This is a genomic window from Brucella sp. NBRC 113783, assembly GCF_040372265.1.
GTDB classification, from domain to species: Bacteria; Pseudomonadota; Alphaproteobacteria; order Rhizobiales; family Rhizobiaceae; genus Brucella; species Brucella teleogrylli.
In genome coordinates, this window is record NZ_BAABRX010000005.1 from 280,124 (window position 1) to 298,730 (window position 18,607).

An 18,607-nucleotide genomic window follows, 5' to 3' on the forward strand; every position below is an offset into this window, starting at 1 on the left:
AAACGATGGAATGCCGGATGCGCCTGCGGCGGCGCATCCGGCAACGCGGTTATCAGTTGCCAACTTGACGTTCGTAGGCTTCGAGAATGGCGGTGTTGTACGGCGCAATCGGGAAGGACTTGCCGAACTTGCCCAGATCATCTGACGAGATATCGGTGAAAAGCTTGTTCCAGGTGTCGGCATCGAGTTCCGATTTGACGTTATCGGCGTCAATGCCCGGATACCAGTTGAAGCGCTTCACAATGCCTTCGGCCTGAACCTTCGGGCTGGTTGCCAGCGCGACGAACTTTTCGGCCAGTTCTTTATTCGCACTCTTTTCCGGGATCACATAATGCATCGGCTGGCCCGGCATGCCCGGCTCAGGCAGAACAAGCTTCATTTCCGGCGGCAACTGGCCATTGGCCTTCCATGAATAGAACATATCCACCCAGACCGGACCCATGGCGATTTCGCCACGGCTTAGCATGTCGAGCGTTCCGGCATTGCCCGGCGTCAGGGTCGCGTTCTTGGTGAACTCCTTCAGCGATGCAAAAGCCTTGTCCCAATTCTTGGCTTCGCCTTCTTCAAACGGTCCCTGCTGAAGCTTGTTCGCATCGCCGCCATAGGCATAAATCCAGCCCATGACGAAGCTGACGCCCGAAGCACCGCCCTTGATGCCGTTATAGCCGAACTGCTTCGGATTTTCCTTGGCCCAGGCGACAAGCTCATCATAGCTCTTGGGCGGTGTGGCGACGAGTGCGGGATTATAGGCAAGCGCGGTCTGGCTGTTGAACATCGGCATGACATAGCCGTCGACATTGGTGCCGAGCGCCATCTTGGCATTGCCGCGGGTTACCAGCTTGCCGGTTTCGATCTTGCCGCGATAATTCTCAAGGAATTTGCCGGTGACCATCGGCCCGGCGAATTTTTCATAGATGACGGCAACGTCCGTATCCCATTTTTCGACATCCGCCTTGGACTGGGCTTCGAAACGCTCGAGAATCTTCTGCGAACCGGCATCGCCCGGGCCGGTGCCGACAACGCGCACGGTCGTGCCCGGATTTTCCTTCTCGAACAATGGTCCGAGATACTGGTTGACGTAATCGACCATGTTCTGGTCACCGGCGGTAAGCACCGTCAGTTCGTCGGCGGATGCAGGGGCCACGGTAAGACCGAGTACCATTGCTGCTTTCAGGACCGTTCTCATGAAAAACTCCTGTTAAATCCGGATCATCCGGTTTGTGGATTGCGATTGGGATGCAAGGCATCCTGTTGCTTCATCGGGAATTTTTAAGCTGCTGCGGACTGGTTGATGCCCGCAGTTACTGACATTGGCCGAGCCGAAACGCCGCCCGGCAAAACTGGTGCGGGACTACTTGTCGAACAGAAACAGCGCCTGTTCGGGTATCTGGATTTCGACATCCGTACCGGGTTGGTGGCTTTCCTGCGCATCGACCATGATATGGCGGTCGCCGATGCTGACCATGTGTCGCCAAAGGCCGCCGGGATAGCTGGTCTGCTCCACCCTGCCTGTGAGGACGAGGGCAGGTGCATTGTCGCGCTGTGTGCCCGGCTTTACGAGATGCGCAGCTTCGCTGCGGAAGCGCGCGGAAGCGATTCCGTCGGAAAGAGTGCGCCTTCCGGCTGGAATAGTGCTTGCCTTGTTATGCGCGCCTGCCGCGATTTCGATCCTGTCAGCTTTGATCGCAACAGGCAGTTCAATCAGATTTTCCGCGCCCATGAAGGCGGCCACAAAATCGGACGCCGGATGGTTGTAGACTTCCTCGGGTGCGCCAGCCTGGGCGATCTCGCCATTGTTGAGAATCACGATCCGATCCGCCATGACCATCGCCTCTTCGCGATCATGGGTCACGTGAACCGCCGTAATACCCAGACGGCGCTGCAAGGCGTTGATTTCATGACGCACCGACAGACGAATACGCGCGTCAAGATTGGAGAGGGGCTCGTCAAGAAGCAGAATGTCGGGCTGGATGGCCAGTGCACGACCCAGCGCGACGCGCTGGCGCTGACCTCCGGACAAAGCTGCGGGCTTCCTTTCCAGCAGTGCGTCGAGGCCAAGCAGGCGGGCAACTTCCTGCACCTTCTGCTTGATCGTGTCTTTGGCAATACCGCGAATGCGCAGACCATAGCCGATGTTCTGCGCAACCGTCATGTGCGGCCACAACGCATAGGACTGGAATACCAGCGCCATGCCGCGCTTGTCCGGGGGCAGGCGAGTCACATCAGCACCATTGACCCTGATCGCGCCGCTGCTGGGCGTGTTGAAACCAGCGATTGCACGCAGCAGGGTTGTTTTTCCACAACCTGACGATCCGAGCAGGGCAACGAATTCGCCTTTGCGGACCGACAGATCTACCCCTTTGAGAACCTCATTATTGCCATAACGAACGCGCGCGCTCGCCACCTCCAGAAAAGCTGGCATAGGCGTCTCCTCCCCAGGATCGCCGGCTGCTTCTGTTTTTTCTGCACAGCCGTGCAATTCAGATTGAAACATCTTTATGAGACCTCGACAAGCGGCAAAAACAGTTCCAATGCAGAAACAGCGCGAATGCACCCCCACATCGTGGCCCCCTGTTTAGCGGGCCTTTATTACAGCGGTGTGACGCAGCGCGACCGAGGTGGACAGCTTTGCATTCAATTCGGACAGGCCCTGTGCATTATTCAAGGTCGATGAAGAAGCCGTCAAGGAAGCCCAAACCGCGCTGCATTTCGGTTTTCAATGGATGCAAAAATGCAATGGCGTGCAACAGCCCCAATATCCGCCTGATTTACATGAGAAGCTGCTAATGAGAGCAAAGGAAAGGATACAACAACGGAGCCTTATTCCGTGCCGCAACACGTTTTGTCCGGCTTCAATAATTCGGTTGCATAATCTTTCAATTGCAACTAAAGATTGATTTGCGGCATTCACACGGTTTTTGAGGGAAGGCCGTTTTGATTTTCTAAAATCCAGGGGGAATACAGGTTTCGAGTCCGTTCCATTAAACCCGTGGCGCTCCCAATATTTATTCTTTTTTTCGGTTTGATGATTGAGGATAATATGAGCATCTTCATGAAGAATAACTCAATGAATTTTTCTACTTATGATCCATCGCCAGTAATCAACGCAATGCAGCTGGCATCGCTGGATGGCGGTGGCAAACCCGATATTGATTACGGTTTTTCAGACATTGGCGAGAGGACGTATCACTCGCTCGAAACCATAGCCATCATCGTGCTCGAAATGGTGCGCGGGTTGAGATGGAAGCCCTTTGAGGGGCCTGAGGAGACCATCAATTGCCCGGCAGGTATGACGTTCATCATTCCCGCTCACATGAGCTGCGCAATTGTGTGGCCCAAAAATACCGCGCATCTGACGGTGACGCTCGACACGTCGTTCTTCTCGGCGGAAGAATGCGAAGAAGCTACCCATAGCTGGACGCCAATTCATTTTTCCAACAGACAGTGCCTGCAACTGGCGCAGATCCTTTGGGGCGAGCTACAAGTATCACCTCATGTAAGCAGCACCTATATGGATGCGTTCCGCACGGTGCTGACAGGCGTGCTGGTGCGCAATGCGTCTATCGCCCGCGGTAGCAACAAACAACAGTTTGGGCTCAGCAATTATGCCTGCCGGCAGATTGAGAATTATCTCAGGGAAAATTATCGCCAGCAGGTATCTGTGCCGGACATGGCATCCCTGATCGGGATTTCAGCGGGCCATTTTGCAACCTGTTTTCGCGCAAGCTTCGGTCTCACACCACATCAATATCTGATGCGACTGCGGCTGGACGAAGCCGAGCGATGCCTGCGCGAGACCGATATATCCTTGAGTGAGCTTGCCGCCACGTTGGGTTTCTCCAGCCAGAGCCACATGACGACTGCGCTTCGGAAATATCGCCATCTGACGCCGGGAGAAGTCCGGCGGCGCAGTTACGCGCAGCGGCGGAAGAATCTGTCCTGAACCATCAACTGATACGCGGACTCGGATTGGCCCGGCTTCATGCCGGGCCATGTCGTTTCTATCGCGTTGGTTCTGTTGAGCGCTCAGGCCTGCAACGGCGCGAGATATCAGTTTCCCGTGCCACCATTGGCATTTGAGGACGCGTTGCGGCGCACCCATTTGCGCCAGATGTAGATTTCGCTGCGCCGGCGGATACGACGAACCCGGTGAGAATCGTGAGAAAGCACGATCAGGCCAAGCGGAAGCATCCAAAAACCCAGCACAGGAAGAAAACCCAGTGCACCACCGGCCACCAGAGTGCCGCCCAACATGCGGCGCATCATCACCGATTGGGGAATCGGGATTCGCCGACCAAGAATCAAAATGACCTTGCGGGGCGCTTTGGGGTTCGTTTCTTCGTTCACTGGACCAGGTCTCTCCACAGCTGCTGCATATTTTTTACGTCTGAATGTCCCAGAGAATATAGGGTTTCGTGAGGCAGATGCAAAAAGTTGGAAAAAATACGATTTTGCCCTTTGCAAACCCGAAATCCTTTTGCTATACGCCACATCGCTGACGCAACGAGCACCTGTTCCCCGGTAGCTCAGTGGTAGAGCAACCGGCTGTTAACCGGTTGGTCGCTGGTTCGAATCCGGCCCGGGGAGCCACTTCAATTGCTGAAGTTGCTTAATATCTCAATCACTTGCACAAAACTAGTCAAGCATTGCATTAGCAATGGACTGTGACTGAACGGCGTTTTACCCGTTTCAGTTCAGGCAAATTTCTCCATCTTTAAATCGTCACGTGCAGAGCGCGAATCACTTCGCCGCAGTGGCACATTGGGCCGCAGAACCGTCATTGAATGCTGATGGCTTCAGGCAGGCGCAGGAGAGCGTTCAGTCGATTTTTCCGCAATCCCCAGTCCAGAGATGAATCACGAGCCAGCGGGCTGCGCTGGAGCCGCAGGGTGCCGTTGTGCGGAGAAGAGCAGGTCCGGTTTGAGATCCCCCATCCCGACATAGGGATTTGCGTGGTTTGCCAATATCCAAAGACTGATCGTGGCTGTGAGCACGTAGAGGATCAGGGCACGCCGCCCGGCAAGCGGTCGGTCGGCATGGACCGAAGCAATCGTGATGGCTGTCAGCAGGGTCAGGAAAAGGACGAGATACCACTTGGATTCGTCGATCGACGCGCTCGCCACCGCCAATCGCTCATTACGGGCATCCTGAAGTTCGTCAAAATCATTGACGAGTTGCGAGACAATCGGACCGGGCAGGCCCGAAAGCGCAATCTTTTGGACCATGGCGCGAATCTCCAGAATCGCGTGATCCACTTCCAATGTCGAAGCCGTGTTGTTCCGTCGTCCCCATTCATCGTCGACCACGATGGTGCGATAGTTGAGCACCGCAGTCTTTAGTTCCTCATCGTTGAGAACCAAGGGGTTAGCTGTATCCAGCAATCGGTGGATGGCAGAGCGCTCCTTGCTCACCGAAAAATCGGCGCGAGAATTGAGCGACCATGCGTCGGCAGCGACAAAGCCAATGGAAAGCGCCCATGCGGTTGCAATCGTTCCGAGAAAGGCTGGTGCAGGTATGGAAAAAATATCGTGTTTGGCGTGCACATTGAGATATCGTAGCGCGCAATAGCCTATAGCGAATAGTATAAGAGCAAAAGCTATGAAAAACAAAAAGACGGCATAGGTGGGAAATTCTAGAAACGTCGCGAGCATTGTTTATGTCTCCACCTAACCCCTGAATAGTGGGGGGCAATAATAACTGCTCGTCCGGCTCTGGCAATCGAGAGCGCAAACAATAAACAGAAAGGTCGGCCCGTAAACAACGCCGACGCGGAACCTCCGGGGAGGGAGTTTTGATGATTTATCCTGTGCATGACAGTCATGGTAATCGCATCGGCACCATCATGCCTGAAGACAGCGAAAACCCCGAGGAACGCTGGATCGCCTACGCGCTGCACAATCAGCGAATGGCCTTCGGCAGCTGGCAGGCAGCACGGGACTGGATTGAAAGAAAAGCCGCAGATGAGGGCGCGCGATAAGCCACTTCCGAAAGATGTTCCGCGTGCTTCTTTTCGGTTAACCTAATTTAGCGGTTTCATGTGCATTTAAAACTGACATAGCTATACTTTTTTTGAAAAGGAACTGTCACGCTTGGGAGAATATTGATGCTACGGATTGCAGCTGTTGGTCTTGCTTCGCTTTTTCTTTGTCTGCCTGCGACGGCGGCCTCTAAAAAATGCGCCAATGCGCAAGATCAGGCCACGATGACCCAATGCGCTGGCGATGATTTTTCTGCTGCCGAAAAGAAGCTCGCCGGCAACTTCAGGGAAATCCAGAAGCGTCTTGCCGATGACGCAGATGGAAAGGCGCGGTTTGTCAAAGCCCAGCGCGCATGGATTGCATTCAGAGATGCCGAATGCGGTTTCAATGCGGGCAATTCTTCCGGTGGCAGCATCTATCCGATGCTTGTTGCCAGCTGCAAAACCGACCTGACCGAGCAGCGCAATAAGCAACTGCGGACTTATCTAAGCTGCGAAGAGGGTGATCTCAGTTGTCCGGTTCCGGCTAATTGATTCTTTGCTTCCGAATCGCAGCGCCATATTTCGGGCTGCAACGGGGCGCAAACTCCCGATCGGAAGAACAGGCGGAACTATAAACGATCATATGCCTGTCTTCCGAACCAAGGAGGATATGCCGTGAAAACGATGCTTCTAGCGATCGGATTGGTCGCGCTATCGACGGCTGGCGCGTTTGCAGCCGAACCTGCCAAGATGATGGATAGCCAGTCCGGCAAAATACTGACCACGCCGAAGGGCATGACGCTCTATACGTTTGACAAGGACGAAGGCGGTAAATCGTCCTGCGATGCCAAATGCCTGAAGATGTGGCCTGCATTTCATGCCGACAAAGGCGCAAAATCGGACGGCGACTTTTCTGTCGTCAAAGCCACGGACGGCAAGGATATGTGGGCTTACAAGGGAATGCCGCTTTATCGTTACCACGACGACATGAAGATGGGTGACGTTAAAGGCGACGGCAAGGGCGGCGTCTGGCACGTCGTCAAATGAAAGAGGGCGCTACGGCGCCCTTTTCGCTTCTAATCGTCATGAAATCATCCGCGTATGGTGACGGCGTAAAGCAAAGCCAGAAAATTGACGAGCATGAAGCCTGTTCCCATATAGGGCAAGGCCTTTGCAAAAAAGAACTGCAGCTTGGCCATAAATCATCTCCGCAATTGAACGATTGCGGCACTCTACGAGCCATTTCAATCCAGGATTCGGCAGCGAGGTTTCCAGCTGTTGCAATTTGTAACGTCAGATTGCCGACGAGGGATCAATTTCCGGTCGGCGCTGTCGCGCCGGAAACACCCTTGTCGGGAACCGGCGGTTTGTTACCGTCCGGATTGGTCACCATGGTCAAAGCCGCTAATGCCAGCAGAATGGGGGCGGCCAGCATGGCCACGCGCAAAACGAAGCAAGCCGCGTGCTTCACTCGTCTCCATGTCGGCGCTTGTCTCATGGCCTTATTGTTGCACAGCCTGTCCTTTCCAATGCGTTAACAGATCGTAATGTTCTAAAATTCCCCAATCACACTGGCCGCAGGCGTTCATTCGTAGGCCAAGAGAAAACACCAAGGATTTTTTACACAAAGGGCTCGAATCGCTTGACGAAGTGGGCAGGGATCAATATTGGAACTGCGCAGAGCCGAACCAATTGATTTGGAAACGCTCTCAGGAAGGCCTCGTGGCGGAGTGGTTACGCAGAGGACTGCAAATCCTTGCACCCCGGTTCGATTCCGGGCGAGGCCTCCATCTCTTTCTCAAAATCACTGTAAGCGGTTGATATCCAAGGTTTTATTTTCTTGGGTGTGGCAATCTATTCACACGGTGTTCTGCCGCACTTTGATCGGGTGTGGCAAACCATGCCGTCTTTTGGCTCTCAGCCTCCGCAATATGTTCGCCCCGGCTTAGTAACTGACTGAAATTTCAATACTGTGGAGGGCGTCTAGATGCCGAAATACGGCATGTGCCGTATATCATCGAGGCCAAATCTGGCGTTTTCTAAACGCCGGATTGTGCGTCAACGCCCGCATGATCTCATCGTATATCGGCGTCAGCTGGCGGGGCCAGCAAAGGAGGAACGATGAAGACCATAGCTTTGTTAGCCGTTGGTGCATTCATGATGGCAGGAACTGCATTTGCGACCGCGCCAACGAACGGAAACCTGGATACCCAGACGGTAAAGTCCGATAAATCTACCGGGGTCATTGTCGCGGGCGGCAAGAACAGGAGCGGATTTACGACCAGTTCGGGATCGGGTTTCAGCGGTGGACGGACCATTTTCGGCGGTTGAATGATTTGCCCCGTTTAGGCGGGGCAGACGCTCACATGTGCTCTCCCGCAAGAGAGTTCTGCCTTAATGCTTATGCCTGCAGATAGTGTATCAAAACGAAATCCGGCGTTCGCAGTACAAACGGCTCTTTGAACGGCCACGGCACCAATGTGTCAGGTGACGTCATCCTGGGCTATGATGCCGCCTTCGCCTTCGAGGATCGCTATGCGTTTGGCTTCGGAGGCGGTGAATTTCAAGCGAACGCCAACTCCGCGTTCATCTTCCGGGATAAAAACTGCGCCGAGATCTTCCAACGCGCTTTGTAGCTGATTGATCGTTTCAGCGGACGGCTTGTCGATCTTCCGCTCAAAATCTTCGATAACCGATGCATCCACCTTGGATAGTTTGGCGAGGTTATCGCGTGAAATCTCAACGAGCGCGCGGCCTGCTCGACACAATGGGCCTGTCAGCATTTTTAACCTCCATGTTTTAGCTGCGGGAATTGAACCGTGAGTCTAAAGCGGAAACAAGTCGGATAACGCGGTGAATTCCCGTCAGGCCGCCAATCACTCAGTCGTGGTCGTCATGATCGCGGTCGGATGGTGTCTGCGTGCGGGCGAGATTACCTTTTGAGAAAGTATAGCCGGTCTCAACTGCATTCAGCCCGAACTTGTTGCGCAGGCGATCAATCGCGGTTTCGGCGACAGCACGCTTTGTGGCCTGCGTATCGACCAGATCTGGCGGGTCAGCCCGGTCGCTTGAGGATAGCTCGCCGACACCGATTCCAAGCAGCCGGAATTTGGTGCCATCCAGCTCCTTTTCCAGAAGCTGCAATCCATGCCGGAAAATGCGGTCAGCCAGCTGGGTCGGGTCCGAAAGCTGGCGATTGCGGGTGCGTAGCTTGAAGTCCTGCGTCTTGAGCTTGAGGACGACAGTGCGCCCGGCAATTTCGCCTGCTTTGAGCCGTCGCGATACTTTTTCTGCAAGCGCACGCAAAACAGGAACCAGATCGGCCGCAGTGGAAAGATCGGTGCTGAAGGTCGTTTCCGCCGAAACGCTTTTCATATCATGTTCCGGCTCTACCCGTCGGCTGTCCTGCCCCCGCGACAGGCGATAGAGACGCTGGCCCATGGTGCCATAGGCCTTCATCAGCCCGCCTTCATCCATCGTCTGGAGCTGGCCTATGCTGCGGATGCCGTCGCTTTGCAGCTTGGCCGCAAATGCTTTGCCGACGCCCCAGATCATGCTCACCGGCTTATCGCGCAGAAAATCGAGCGCCTCGGCTTCTCCAATAACGGAAAACCCGCGCGGCTTTTCCAGATCGGAGGCCACCTTGGCGAGATATTTGCAATAGGACAGGCCGATGGATGCGCTGATTCCAATCTCGCTTTCCACGCGCTTGGAAAAGCGTGCGAGAACCACGGCGGGCGGCGCCTTGTGCAGCCGTTCTGTACCGCTGAGATCGAGAAACGCTTCGTCAATGGAAAGCGGCTCAACCAATGGGGTGAGATCACGCATCAGCTGGCGCACTTCGCGCCCCACGCGGGCATATTTCTCCATATTAGGCTTGATAACGACCGCCTCGGGACAGGCTTCCAGCGCCTTGAACATCGGCATCGCCGAACGCACACCATGAATACGGGCGAGGTAACACGCTGTCGAAACGACGCCGCGCTTGCCGCCGCCGATGATGAGCGGCTTGTCGCGCAATTCAGGATTATCGCGCTTTTCAACAGAAGCGTAGAAGGCGTCGCAATCGATATGCGCCAGCGTCAGCTTGTACAATTCCGGATGTCGCACCAGGCGCGGGCTGCCGCAGGAATAACACCGGCGCACCGAAGCACTCTTCTGTAGCGACAGGCAGTCGCGACATAAGCCTTGCTCCGAACTGTTTCCGGCGAAATTCTCAACCATCGTCCACATGCGCAGCTTCGTCGTCTGGCCCAGCTTCGACTCGATGAAGCCTGCTCAAACGAACATAAAAGGAACATGCTTTGTATATCACCAATCCCGCGCCACGCCACTGGCAGAGGCGCGCGCAACCGTCATGCTCTTGACATTGGCAGCGATATCACCAAGTTTAGTGTTATGAACAACCGTTTCGCCGCCATACTCCATCGGGTTCAACCGATCGCGGGATAAAGGCCCTCGAGTCCTGCCTAGCGCAGAAGGACTCCGGGGGATGGTTCGTCGCTTGCCTCAAGCGAATTCGACAAGCGCTTTCATGAAAACATCCCAATAATCCGCTTCGAGCCATCATGCTCGGAGATATTTATCTTTTATAACAGTGAGCTATCGCCATGAGCGTCAAGAATCGCAAGAAGCCCAATATTGTCGTCAGCGACGTCGATTACGAGCGCCTGATGGGGCTGGCCAACAGCGTCGCCGAGCAGCACGAGGAAATCGCCGACGAGCTGATGGCCGAACTTGACCGCGCCAAGGTCGTGCCTGCCAAGCGGCTGCCGCAAAATGTGGTGCATATGGGTTCGGTGGTCGAATTCCGTTCCAATGACGGACATGAGCGCCGCGTGACGCTGGTTTATCCGGGCGAGGCGGACATTGCACAGGGCAAGGTTTCGATTCTGACCCCGATTGGCACGGCATTGATCGGGCTTGCACCCGGCCAGTCGATTTCATGGACTGCACGCGACGGGCGGGCGCATGAGCTGAACGTTCTCAATGTGTCCGCGGCGGAAGAGGTCGTCACCGGGCCGAGCGCAGCCTGATTTCAGCGCAAAAACAGGGCGGTGTCGGTCGAATCAGTCGGCGCCGCTTTGCAAATGCTGGCCCGCACCGCCGGGCAAGAAAGACGCCGCTTTCTGGATGATAGCCGGGTCACGCCCGGTTTCTTCGCAAAAGCGCATCAGCGTTGGCTCGTGGCTTAAGAAAAACTGCAGCACACCGGCCAGAAAGCCCGGCTCACGCGCTGCCTGACGGATGGACGAGGCTTCGATGCCCGTCAGCGCCAGAAAGCGCGGGAGTAAATCCTTGTCCTGCGCAAGCCAGGCCAAAGCTTCAATGGCGAGACCCTGCGCTTCTGTTTCGTTCATAAGCGTTTTCATCGTCACCTCCATTTCAGCCGATCCATGCAGCCGCCACGCGGGCCTGCAATTGTTTTCATATAAGATGCAGGTCCTTGTAGCGACAACGGAATTATTTGCCTTTCGTCAATGAAATGAGGTTAAATCATAGAGTGGACCGAGGGGAATGTCGGTGCACACACTGTTTGGTGTCAGCCAATGCCAGTAGATGAATGAATAATCGGGCCGGGCAGTTGCCCCAGGGAAGTTTCGATGACGAAAAGCGTAATGATCGTCGAAGACAACGAATTGAATATGAAGTTGTTTCGCGATCTTATCGAAGCCAGCGGATACGAAACGATCCGGACACGAAACGGTCTAGAGGCGCTTGATCTCGCACGCGAACACCGGCCAGATCTCATTCTCATGGATATTCAGCTTCCGGAAGTCTCAGGTCTGGAAGTGACCAAGTGGCTGAAAGACGATGAAGAACTGCGCCATATTCCGGTGATCGCGGTCACGGCTTTCGCCATGAAAGGCGACGAGGAACGCATCCGGCAGGGCGGATGCGAGGCCTATATATCCAAGCCAATTTCTGTTCCAAGATTTATAGAAACGATAAAGTCTTATCTGGGCGACGCTTAGGCTCGACCAGGCGAGGGGGATCATGACTGCCAGAATTCTCGTCGTCGATGATGTGGCTTCCAATGTGAAGCTTCTGGAGGCAAGGCTGCTTGCTGAGTATTACGAAGTTGTCAGCGCTTATAACGGATCAGATGCTTTCGAAATCTGCTTAGGCGGGCAGATTGACGTTGTCCTGCTGGATGTTCTCATGCCGGGCATGGATGGCTTCGAAGTTTGCCGCAAGCTGAAGGACGACCCGCGCACCTCCAATATTCCTGTGGTCATGGTGACGTCGCTTGACCGCCCGGAAGACAAGATTCGTGGGTTGGAGGCGGGTGCAGATGATTTTCTCTCCAAGCCGGTCAATGATCTCCATCTGATGTCGCGCGTGAAAAGCCTCGCCCGCCTGAAGCTGGTCTCGGACGAACTGTTCCAGCGCAGCAACAGCGTGGCCGATGCCGAGGTGGAGGCGCTGCTTTCAGCCAAGGTTTCTGGTTCCGGTCCGAACTTGCAGGATGCCGCCCGCATCCTCGTTGTGGACGAGGATGAAACGGCGGCAGCACGGCTGCGCGTTATTTTGGGCGAAACCTATCGGGTCGATATCGCCACAGACGCCAATGCTGCTCTCATCAAGGCCATCGAGGCGGATTATGACAGCATCGTCGTTTCGGCGGCTTTCACCTATTACGACCCGCTGCGCCTCTGCTCCCAATTGCGCACCATCGAGCGTACCCGACTGGTGCCGATCATCCTGATTGTGCGGGAAGACGAAGGCGCGCTTGTTGTTCGCGCGCTGGAGCTTGGCGTTAACGATTATCTGATGCGCCCGCTGGAAAAGCTGGAACTTTTTGCGCGGCTGCGCACGCAGATCAAGCGCAAGTGCTACAATGATCTGCTGCGGCAGAGCCTGAACCGCTCGATCACCATGGCGGTAACGGACGATCTCACGGGGCTGCACAACCGCCGCTATCTCGATACGCATATGCCGGTGCTCTATAGCCGCGCCACGGGCCGGGAGCGCCCGCTGACGGTCATCATGATCGACTTCGACTATTTCAAGCGCGTCAACGACCAGTACGGGCATGATGCTGGCGACGATGTCCTGCGCGAATTCGCATCGCGCCTGCGCAAGAATATCCGCGGTATGGACCTGATGTGTCGCTATGGTGGCGAGGAGTTCATCGTCGTGCTGCCGGATACGGATTTGCAGGCTGGTGCAGCCGTTGCAGAGCGTATCCGCACCTCTGTGGAGGCAGTGCCTTTCTCGGTCGCTAGCGGGCGCCACAAGGTCAATATGACGATCAGTGTCGGTCTGGCTGGCTTGCGCCTGATCGGCGACAGCGTGGAAGCGCTGTTCGACAGAACTGATGCTGCGCTTTATCTTGCCAAGAAGAATGGTCGGAATCGCGTTGTCGCTTCGGCTGCCTGAATGTTTTGATAAACAGCAGATCAAAAACAAAAAGCCGTCTCGTGAGAGACGGCTTTTTTGATTCCGGTCACCGCATGGGCAACGCGGGAAACGAATTACTTGATCTTCGTTTCCTTGAACTCGACGTGCTTGCGCGCAATCGGGTCGTACTTGGTCTTTGTCATCTTTTCCGTCATCGTGCGGCTGTTCTTCTTCGTAACGTAGAAGAAGCCGGTGTCAGCGGTCGACAAAAGCTTGATCTTGATCGTCGTAGCCTTGGCCATATCGAAATACCTGCTCTTTAACTTTGCCGGAGCATCACCTTTTCGGAAACCGGACCCGCTTATCGGGCTCCCATTCTCCGGGGTCATACTCTATGGATGGTAACCGCCAGCGATTCCGGCAATTCACCCGGCAGCGGAAATTCGCCGCATAACTACGGATTGGGGCCGAAAAGTCAAGTCCGCTTCTTTCTGAAAAGCAGTCTTCCTGCTGCAAAGATCGCATATGCGGCAAAAAATACCCCAAGCGTCCACGAAAAACCTGCCGGGCCGAAAGCATCCATGCCGACACCCACGGCCTGCGGGCCTGCCAGCATGCCAATTGCATAGCAGAACACGAAGGCGGCATTGGCCGACGCCAGTTCGCGGCCTGTGAGTTCGGAACCAAGATGCGCAAGACCGACCGTGTAGAGACCAGCCACCACGCCACCCCACAGGAACAGCACGCCCGCCATCAGATACCAGTGTTGCATCAGATAGGGCAGCGCGATCATGCCGATGAGGCCTGTGACTGCGCAGAACAGCAGAAGCTTGCGGCGGTCGGGAATCTTGTCGCTGATGATGCCAAGCGGAATTTGCAGCAGCACATTGCCGAGACCGATCATCGTCAGCAACAACGCAGCATCCGCTTCCGGATAGCCAATGCGCGCGCCAAAGACCGGGAAAAGCGCGAAGCCGCCTGTTTCCACGGCACCAAAGACGAAGACCGCCATGGTCGCGGTTGGCACGGCGAAGATAAACGGCAGGAAGGGAACATGTTCACCTTCCTCGAAATCCGGGCTGTCGCGCCAGGCAATTGTCACCGGGATGAGCGCAATCATGATGATTGCGAATCCAACGAAGAATGGTAGGCCACCGGCGCTGCCGATCTTTGAGAAAAGCCATGGTCCGAGCGCGAAACCGAGCGAGAGCGACGTGGAATAGATCCCAAGCACCAGTCCGCGTTTTTCAGGTGGTGCTGATGCATTGATCCAATATTCTGACAGGACGAACAGCACCGTCAGCGCGAAATGCAGCACGATGCGCAACGCGAACCATGCCCAGAGCGGCTGGAAAAAATGAAAGCCGAGGAAGGCAATACCGCCGATGACGAGCATCAGAAAGATGGCTCTGACCACGCCGAGCTTCGCCGCAATCGGAGCGGCGAGGGGGGCGGCGGCAATCGAGGCAAGCCCGGCAACAGCGGTATTGGCGCCGATAAGGCTTGCCGAATGACCGCGGGCTTCCAGCAGCACGCTCAAAAGCGGAATGCCCAGCCCGATAGCTGCACCCACTGCGCTGATGGTCGCAATGGCCGCAGCAAGCGAACGCCAGTGCATCTGGCCTTCCTGCGGAAGAGCGCCGTTCACGCCTTCCGTGCTTGTTTTGGCAGAAGCACGGTCGGTTGCTGGAATTTCTGTATTCATCAGGTCAGATCACTTCACGGACAAAGCGGCCGTGCCGCACACGGTATTGCACCACCGGAAGGGCCGCAGGCAAATCAAGGCGTGTTTCAGCCAGTAGATTTTGTGCTTCCTCCAGGATGATCTGGGTAATGCGAGCGAGATCGAGTTTGCCCACATCATCGATCGATACCCAGTCGAGATTTTCCAGTTCACCGCTTGGTGCGAGCTTTTGCTTGCCGAATTCCGGCAGGCTGTCGCAAAATGCGATGAAGAAGCGTGTATCGAATCGACGGACATGTTCCGGCGGGGTCACGGCACGCGCAAAATAGCGCAGGCTGGACAAAGCGGGCAGGGCGCCCTGGCCGAGAAAGGCCCGCCAGTCCTGATGATTGGCCGCGGGGCCAAACGGCGGTTCAGCCGAAGAATCGCTGTTGACCGGATGCGCCACACGGAGACCGGTTTCCTCGAATGTTTCGCGGATGGCGCAGAGGCCAAGCGCGCGGGCGCGACGCATCGAGGGGCGGGAACCCATGCCATTCAGAAGTTTCAATGTGTCGTCGTGGCTGAGTTCGCTCGAAGCTGAAATCGCGCCGTCAATTGAATCGGCACGGCCGCCAGGAAACACGAATTTTCCCGGCATGAAGGCAAGGCTGTGATGGCGCTTGCCCATCAGCACGCAAGGCTTGCCGGATGAACGGTCGATCAGAAGCAGCGAGGCTGCGTCGCGCGGGCGCAGCACCTTCTTCTTCTGTTCAGCCAAGGGCGTGGAAACTGTCACGGTCATGATAGCCGGATCAGGTCACGTCGCCGTAGTCGCCTTCGCCCTTGCCCCCGAAACCATGCATGTAAAGCGCCCATTGCAGGCCGATGGTTGCCCCTTTGAGCGGCTGGAGCAGCATGAGCGACAAAATGACCGTCAGCGGCCCCCAGATCGCCATATGTGCCCACAGCGACAGGTTGGTCGTGGCTTCCACGCCCATGAAAGCGCCGACCACGATGTGACCGACAACCAGAATCGTCAAATAGGCCGGAAGGTCATCAGCACGCTGTTCGGTATAATCCTCGTTACAGACGGAACATTTGGCGACCGGCTTGACGAAAGCGCGGAAAAGCTTGCCTTCGCCGCAATGCGGACAGCGGCAGCGGAAACCGCGCCACATGGCCTCGCCAAGCGGGCGCTTGGGATGGGCTTTTCTGCTGGTTTCGCCACCGAAAACCTGAATGTTCTGCGCGGAATTGGCCTCAAGCGTGCTCATTACCGACCTCTCTTCTTGTGACGCGGGATGCCCGAAGGCTTGCCCTTTCGTCCGCGCATCGTCCGGGTTGCCTTGTGATGCGAGCGCGTCGACATCGGCAGGGGATGCGGTTCCGATACCATCTCAAAACGAAGCGCGCCCGCAACGGGGAGCGCCTCAACCAGCCTGACCGTGACAGTATCACCGAGGCGGAAGCCTTTTCCGCTTCTTTCTCCGGCAATCGCATGGTTGGCTTCGTCATATAAATAGTATTCATGACCCAAAGTTGAAATGGGCACCAGTCCATCCGCGCCATATGTCGCAAGGTTCACGAAAAGACCGGCCCGGGTAACACCCGTCACGCGACCTTCATACTCGTCACCGAGATGTGAAGCGAGGAAATGCGCGATCAAACGATCCACGGTTTCACGCTCTGCCAGCATGGCGCGGCGCTCGGTTGAGGAAATCAGCGCGGAGATTTCCTCAAGGCGCGCTTCCTCATCGGTCGTTATTCCGTCCTTGCCAAGCCTCAGCGCCTTGATCAGCGCGCGATGCACGATCAGATCGGCATAACGGCGGATTGGTGAGGTGAAATGCGCATAGCGGCGCAGATGCAGCCCGAAATGCCCGATATTGTCAGGGCTGTATATGGCTTGGCTCTGCGTGCGCAGCACGACCTGATTGACCAGTTCCTGATGATCGGTGTCCTCGACAGCCACCAGAATACGGTTGAACTGCGATGGTTGCAGCGGCCCGCCCTTGGCGAGATTGAGGTCGAGCGTGCGCAGAAATTCGCGCAGGCTTTCCTGCTTGGCAAGCGCCGGCTCGTCGTGGATGCGGAAGATCAATGGCTGACGATGATCTTCCAGTGTTTCAGCTGCCGCGACATTGGCCTGAATCATGAACTCTTCGATGAGTTTGTGCGCATCGAGACGTTCCGGCACGATCACCTTGTCCACCTTGCCATCCGGCGTCAGCAGGATTTTCTTTTCAGGGAGATCGAGTTCCAGCGGCTCGCGGGCGTCCCGCCCGCGCTTCAACACCGCATAAGCTGCCCAAAGCGGCTTCAGCACACTATCGAGGATCGGTGCCGTCTTGTCATCTGTCGCGCCGTCAATGGCGGCTTGAGCCTGACCATAGGCAAGCTTGGCGGCAGAGCGCATCATGATGCGGTGAAACTTGTGCGATTTCTTTCTGCCGTCAGCGGCAAAGACCATCCGCACAGCCAAGGCCGGGCGGTCTTCCAGCTCGCGCAGCGAACAGAGATTGTTCGATATGCGCTCTGGCAGCATCGGCACAACCCGGTCCGGGAAATAGACGGAATTGCCGCGCTTCAAAGCTTCCCGGTCCAGCGCCGAACCGGGGCGTATATAGGCCGCCACATCGGCAATCGCCACGATAACGATCTGGCCACCGGGGTTTTCCGGGTCGGTATCCGGCTCCGCATAGACGGCGTCGTCATGGTCCTTGGCGTCGGCCGGGTCGATGGTGAGAAGCGGAACCGCGCGCCAGTCTTCGCGGCCATCGAGCGTCGCGGGCTTGGCATCTTCGGATTCGCGGATCACTTCATCCGGGAACACATGCGGAATTTCATGTTCGTGGATGGCGATCATCGACAGCGCCTTTTCGCTATCGATAGAACCAACCACCTGTCGGACCTTGCCACGCGGCAGCCCCTGACGGCGCGACGAGATCAGTTCGACTTCCACCAAATCGCCGCTTTCGGCATTTTCCAGTTGGGCAGGGTCAAGCTGCACTTCCGCCTGCTTGCGATCCACAGGCTCCAGCCGCCACTCGCCATTGCCAAGCTTGCGTACAACGCCCAGCACCGCATCGGTGCGGTGTTCGAGCCGCTTCATCACGCGCGCGGTATAGTCCGGTCCGTCGCGGTCCTCATTGCGGAAAATCTTCGCGAGAACGCGGTCACCGACACCGACCGCCGGACCGCCTTCGGACGCCTTGTTAAGCCGCGTGCGGCGCACCAGCACCACGGGCGGCTTGCCATAGGCGGCCTCGTCCCATTCGGCTGGACGGGCCAGCAACCCGCCATCCTCGTCGCGTCCCGTGACATCCAGTACGGTGACGCTTGGCAATGAGCCGGGACGTGAAAGCTTGCGTGCACGCTTTTCGACAAGACCGTCATCGGCCAGTTCGCGCAACAGGTCTTTCAGATAGACCCGTGCATCGCCCTTGATATTGAACGCCTTGGCAAGTTCACGCTTTCCAGCGCGATCAGGATTTTCCTCAATATATTTGAGGACTTCCTCACGCGTCGGCAGAAAGGCATGCGGATCACCCGCATGCGCCTCTGATTTCGCCTGTGCTGCACGCCGTTCGGTCCGTGCGGATCGACCGGAATCGGGTTTGGGAAAACGACGTGCCAAT

Annotated in this window: 21 protein-coding genes and 2 tRNA genes; 10 read left to right on the top strand and 13 right to left on the bottom strand. The window is 56.2% G+C overall.

All coding sequences use genetic code 11. The annotated features are described in order from the left end of the window. Positions 1 to 52 precede the first annotated feature (52 nt). Both ABWW11_RS17405 and ABWW11_RS17410 read right to left on the bottom strand, forming a co-directional pair. Entirely contained in the window at positions 53 to 1,186 is a 1,134-nt protein-coding gene (locus tag ABWW11_RS17405; protein WP_319081223.1) for an ABC transporter substrate-binding protein, read from the bottom strand. A 165-nt stretch (positions 1,187 to 1,351) separates the two neighbouring features. Further along, positions 1,352 to 2,422, bottom strand: coding sequence for an ABC transporter ATP-binding protein (locus tag ABWW11_RS17410; RefSeq protein WP_109367327.1), 1,071 nt, complete (start codon positions 2,420 to 2,422; stop codon positions 1,352 to 1,354). Between the two features lie 618 nt (positions 2,423 to 3,040). Here ABWW11_RS17410 and ABWW11_RS17415 point away from each other — a divergent pair. After that, entirely contained in the window at positions 3,041 to 3,943 is a 903-nt protein-coding gene (locus ABWW11_RS17415; RefSeq protein ID WP_235858955.1) for an AraC family transcriptional regulator, read from the top strand. Between the two features lie 107 nt (positions 3,944 to 4,050). Here the strand turns inward: ABWW11_RS17415 and ABWW11_RS17420 are convergent, their stop codons facing one another. Further along, positions 4,051 to 4,266 carry a hypothetical protein gene (locus ABWW11_RS17420; RefSeq protein ID WP_235858964.1) on the bottom strand — a complete coding sequence of 72 codons (216 nt, stop codon included), beginning with the start codon at positions 4,264 to 4,266 and terminating at the stop codon, positions 4,051 to 4,053. Between the two features lie 249 nt (positions 4,267 to 4,515). Here ABWW11_RS17420 and ABWW11_RS17425 point away from each other — a divergent pair. Continuing rightward, a tRNA-Asn gene (locus tag ABWW11_RS17425) sits at positions 4,516 to 4,590 on the top strand. 266 nt (positions 4,591 to 4,856) lie between these two features. On the opposite strand, the gene ABWW11_RS17430 is transcribed toward ABWW11_RS17425, so the two are convergent. Then, positions 4,857 to 5,543: a bestrophin-like domain gene (locus tag ABWW11_RS17430; RefSeq protein ID WP_235858958.1), complete on the bottom strand. Its 687-nt coding sequence runs from the start codon at positions 5,541 to 5,543 to the stop codon at positions 4,857 to 4,859. 251 nt (positions 5,544 to 5,794) lie between these two features. Here ABWW11_RS17430 and ABWW11_RS17435 point away from each other — a divergent pair, with 251 nt between their 5' ends. From ABWW11_RS17435 to ABWW11_RS17445, 3 genes are all read left to right on the top strand, one after another. After that, complete coding sequence (locus ABWW11_RS17435) at positions 5,795 to 5,977, top strand: hypothetical protein (protein ID WP_109367330.1); 183 nt, start codon at positions 5,795 to 5,797, stop codon at positions 5,975 to 5,977. 126 nt (positions 5,978 to 6,103) lie between these two features. Further along, entirely contained in the window at positions 6,104 to 6,511 is a 408-nt protein-coding gene (locus ABWW11_RS17440; RefSeq protein WP_109367331.1) for a lysozyme inhibitor LprI family protein, read from the top strand. 123 nt (positions 6,512 to 6,634) lie between these two features. Next, positions 6,635 to 7,006 (top strand): COG4315 family predicted lipoprotein, encoded by a 372-nt coding sequence (locus ABWW11_RS17445; protein ID WP_109367332.1) that lies wholly within the window; start codon positions 6,635 to 6,637, stop codon positions 7,004 to 7,006. 265 nt (positions 7,007 to 7,271) lie between these two features. Here the strand turns inward: ABWW11_RS17445 and ABWW11_RS17450 are convergent, their stop codons facing one another. Next, the gene (locus ABWW11_RS17450) at positions 7,272 to 7,430 is read right to left on the bottom strand and encodes a hypothetical protein (RefSeq protein ID WP_167836083.1); all 159 of its coding nucleotides are present in this window, start codon (positions 7,428 to 7,430) and stop codon (positions 7,272 to 7,274) included. 245 nt (positions 7,431 to 7,675) lie between these two features. Between ABWW11_RS17450 and ABWW11_RS17455 the strand changes: the two genes are divergently transcribed. Both ABWW11_RS17455 and ABWW11_RS17460 read left to right on the top strand, forming a co-directional pair. After that, positions 7,676 to 7,749: transfer RNA gene (locus tag ABWW11_RS17455), tRNA-Cys, on the top strand. Positions 7,750 to 8,080: 331 nt separating this feature from the next. After that, complete coding sequence (locus ABWW11_RS17460) at positions 8,081 to 8,290, top strand: hypothetical protein (RefSeq protein ID WP_109367333.1); 210 nt, start codon at positions 8,081 to 8,083, stop codon at positions 8,288 to 8,290. A 152-nt stretch (positions 8,291 to 8,442) separates the two neighbouring features. Here the strand turns inward: ABWW11_RS17460 and ABWW11_RS17465 are convergent, their stop codons facing one another. Both ABWW11_RS17465 and ABWW11_RS17470 read right to left on the bottom strand, forming a co-directional pair. Continuing rightward, positions 8,443 to 8,742: a hypothetical protein gene (locus ABWW11_RS17465; protein WP_109367334.1), complete on the bottom strand. Its 300-nt coding sequence runs from the start codon at positions 8,740 to 8,742 to the stop codon at positions 8,443 to 8,445. A 97-nt stretch (positions 8,743 to 8,839) separates the two neighbouring features. Next, positions 8,840 to 10,183, bottom strand: a complete 1,344-nt coding sequence (locus ABWW11_RS17470; RefSeq protein WP_109367984.1) for a DNA polymerase IV — start codon at positions 10,181 to 10,183, stop codon at positions 8,840 to 8,842. A gap of 386 nt (positions 10,184 to 10,569) precedes the next feature. On the opposite strand from ABWW11_RS17470, the gene rnk reads away from it, so the two are divergent. Beyond that, the gene (gene rnk, locus ABWW11_RS17475; RefSeq protein WP_109367335.1) at positions 10,570 to 10,995 is read left to right on the top strand and encodes a nucleoside diphosphate kinase regulator; all 426 of its coding nucleotides are present in this window, start codon (positions 10,570 to 10,572) and stop codon (positions 10,993 to 10,995) included. Positions 10,996 to 11,028: 33 nt separating this feature from the next. Here rnk and ABWW11_RS17480 read toward each other — a convergent pair whose 3' ends face one another. Next, entirely contained in the window at positions 11,029 to 11,331 is a 303-nt protein-coding gene (locus ABWW11_RS17480) for a DUF3572 domain-containing protein (protein ID WP_109367336.1), read from the bottom strand. 231 nt (positions 11,332 to 11,562) lie between these two features. On the opposite strand from ABWW11_RS17480, the gene ABWW11_RS17485 reads away from it, so the two are divergent. Together ABWW11_RS17485 and ABWW11_RS17490 are read left to right on the top strand one after the other, a co-directional pair. Next, positions 11,563 to 11,934: a response regulator gene (locus ABWW11_RS17485; RefSeq protein WP_007878616.1), complete on the top strand. Its 372-nt coding sequence runs from the start codon at positions 11,563 to 11,565 to the stop codon at positions 11,932 to 11,934. 22 nt (positions 11,935 to 11,956) lie between these two features. Then, positions 11,957 to 13,342, top strand: coding sequence for a PleD family two-component system response regulator (locus ABWW11_RS17490; protein ID WP_109367337.1), 1,386 nt, complete (start codon positions 11,957 to 11,959; stop codon positions 13,340 to 13,342). Between the two features lie 95 nt (positions 13,343 to 13,437). On the opposite strand, the gene rpmG is transcribed toward ABWW11_RS17490, so the two are convergent. The 5 genes from rpmG to rnr all read right to left on the bottom strand — a co-directional run bounded on the left by rpmG (position 13,438) and on the right by rnr (position 18,606). Next, a complete protein-coding gene (gene rpmG, locus ABWW11_RS17495) occupies positions 13,438 to 13,605 on the bottom strand; it encodes a 50S ribosomal protein L33 (protein WP_002966024.1) in 168 nt (55 codons plus the stop codon). Between the two features lie 173 nt (positions 13,606 to 13,778). Beyond that, entirely contained in the window at positions 13,779 to 14,921 is a 1,143-nt protein-coding gene (locus ABWW11_RS17500) for an MFS transporter (protein ID WP_109367985.1), read from the bottom strand. Positions 14,922 to 15,012: 91 nt separating this feature from the next. Beyond that, entirely contained in the window at positions 15,013 to 15,771 is a 759-nt protein-coding gene (locus tag ABWW11_RS17505) for an NUDIX hydrolase (RefSeq protein WP_109367338.1), read from the bottom strand. Positions 15,772 to 15,781: 10 nt separating this feature from the next. After that, complete coding sequence (locus tag ABWW11_RS17510) at positions 15,782 to 16,243, bottom strand: DUF983 domain-containing protein (RefSeq protein WP_109367339.1); 462 nt, start codon at positions 16,241 to 16,243, stop codon at positions 15,782 to 15,784. After that, positions 16,243 to 18,606 (bottom strand): ribonuclease R, encoded by a 2,364-nt coding sequence (gene rnr, locus ABWW11_RS17515; protein ID WP_109367340.1) that lies wholly within the window; start codon positions 18,604 to 18,606, stop codon positions 16,243 to 16,245. The genes ABWW11_RS17510 and rnr overlap by 1 nt, the downstream gene beginning before the upstream one ends. Position 18,607: the final 1 nt, after the last annotated feature.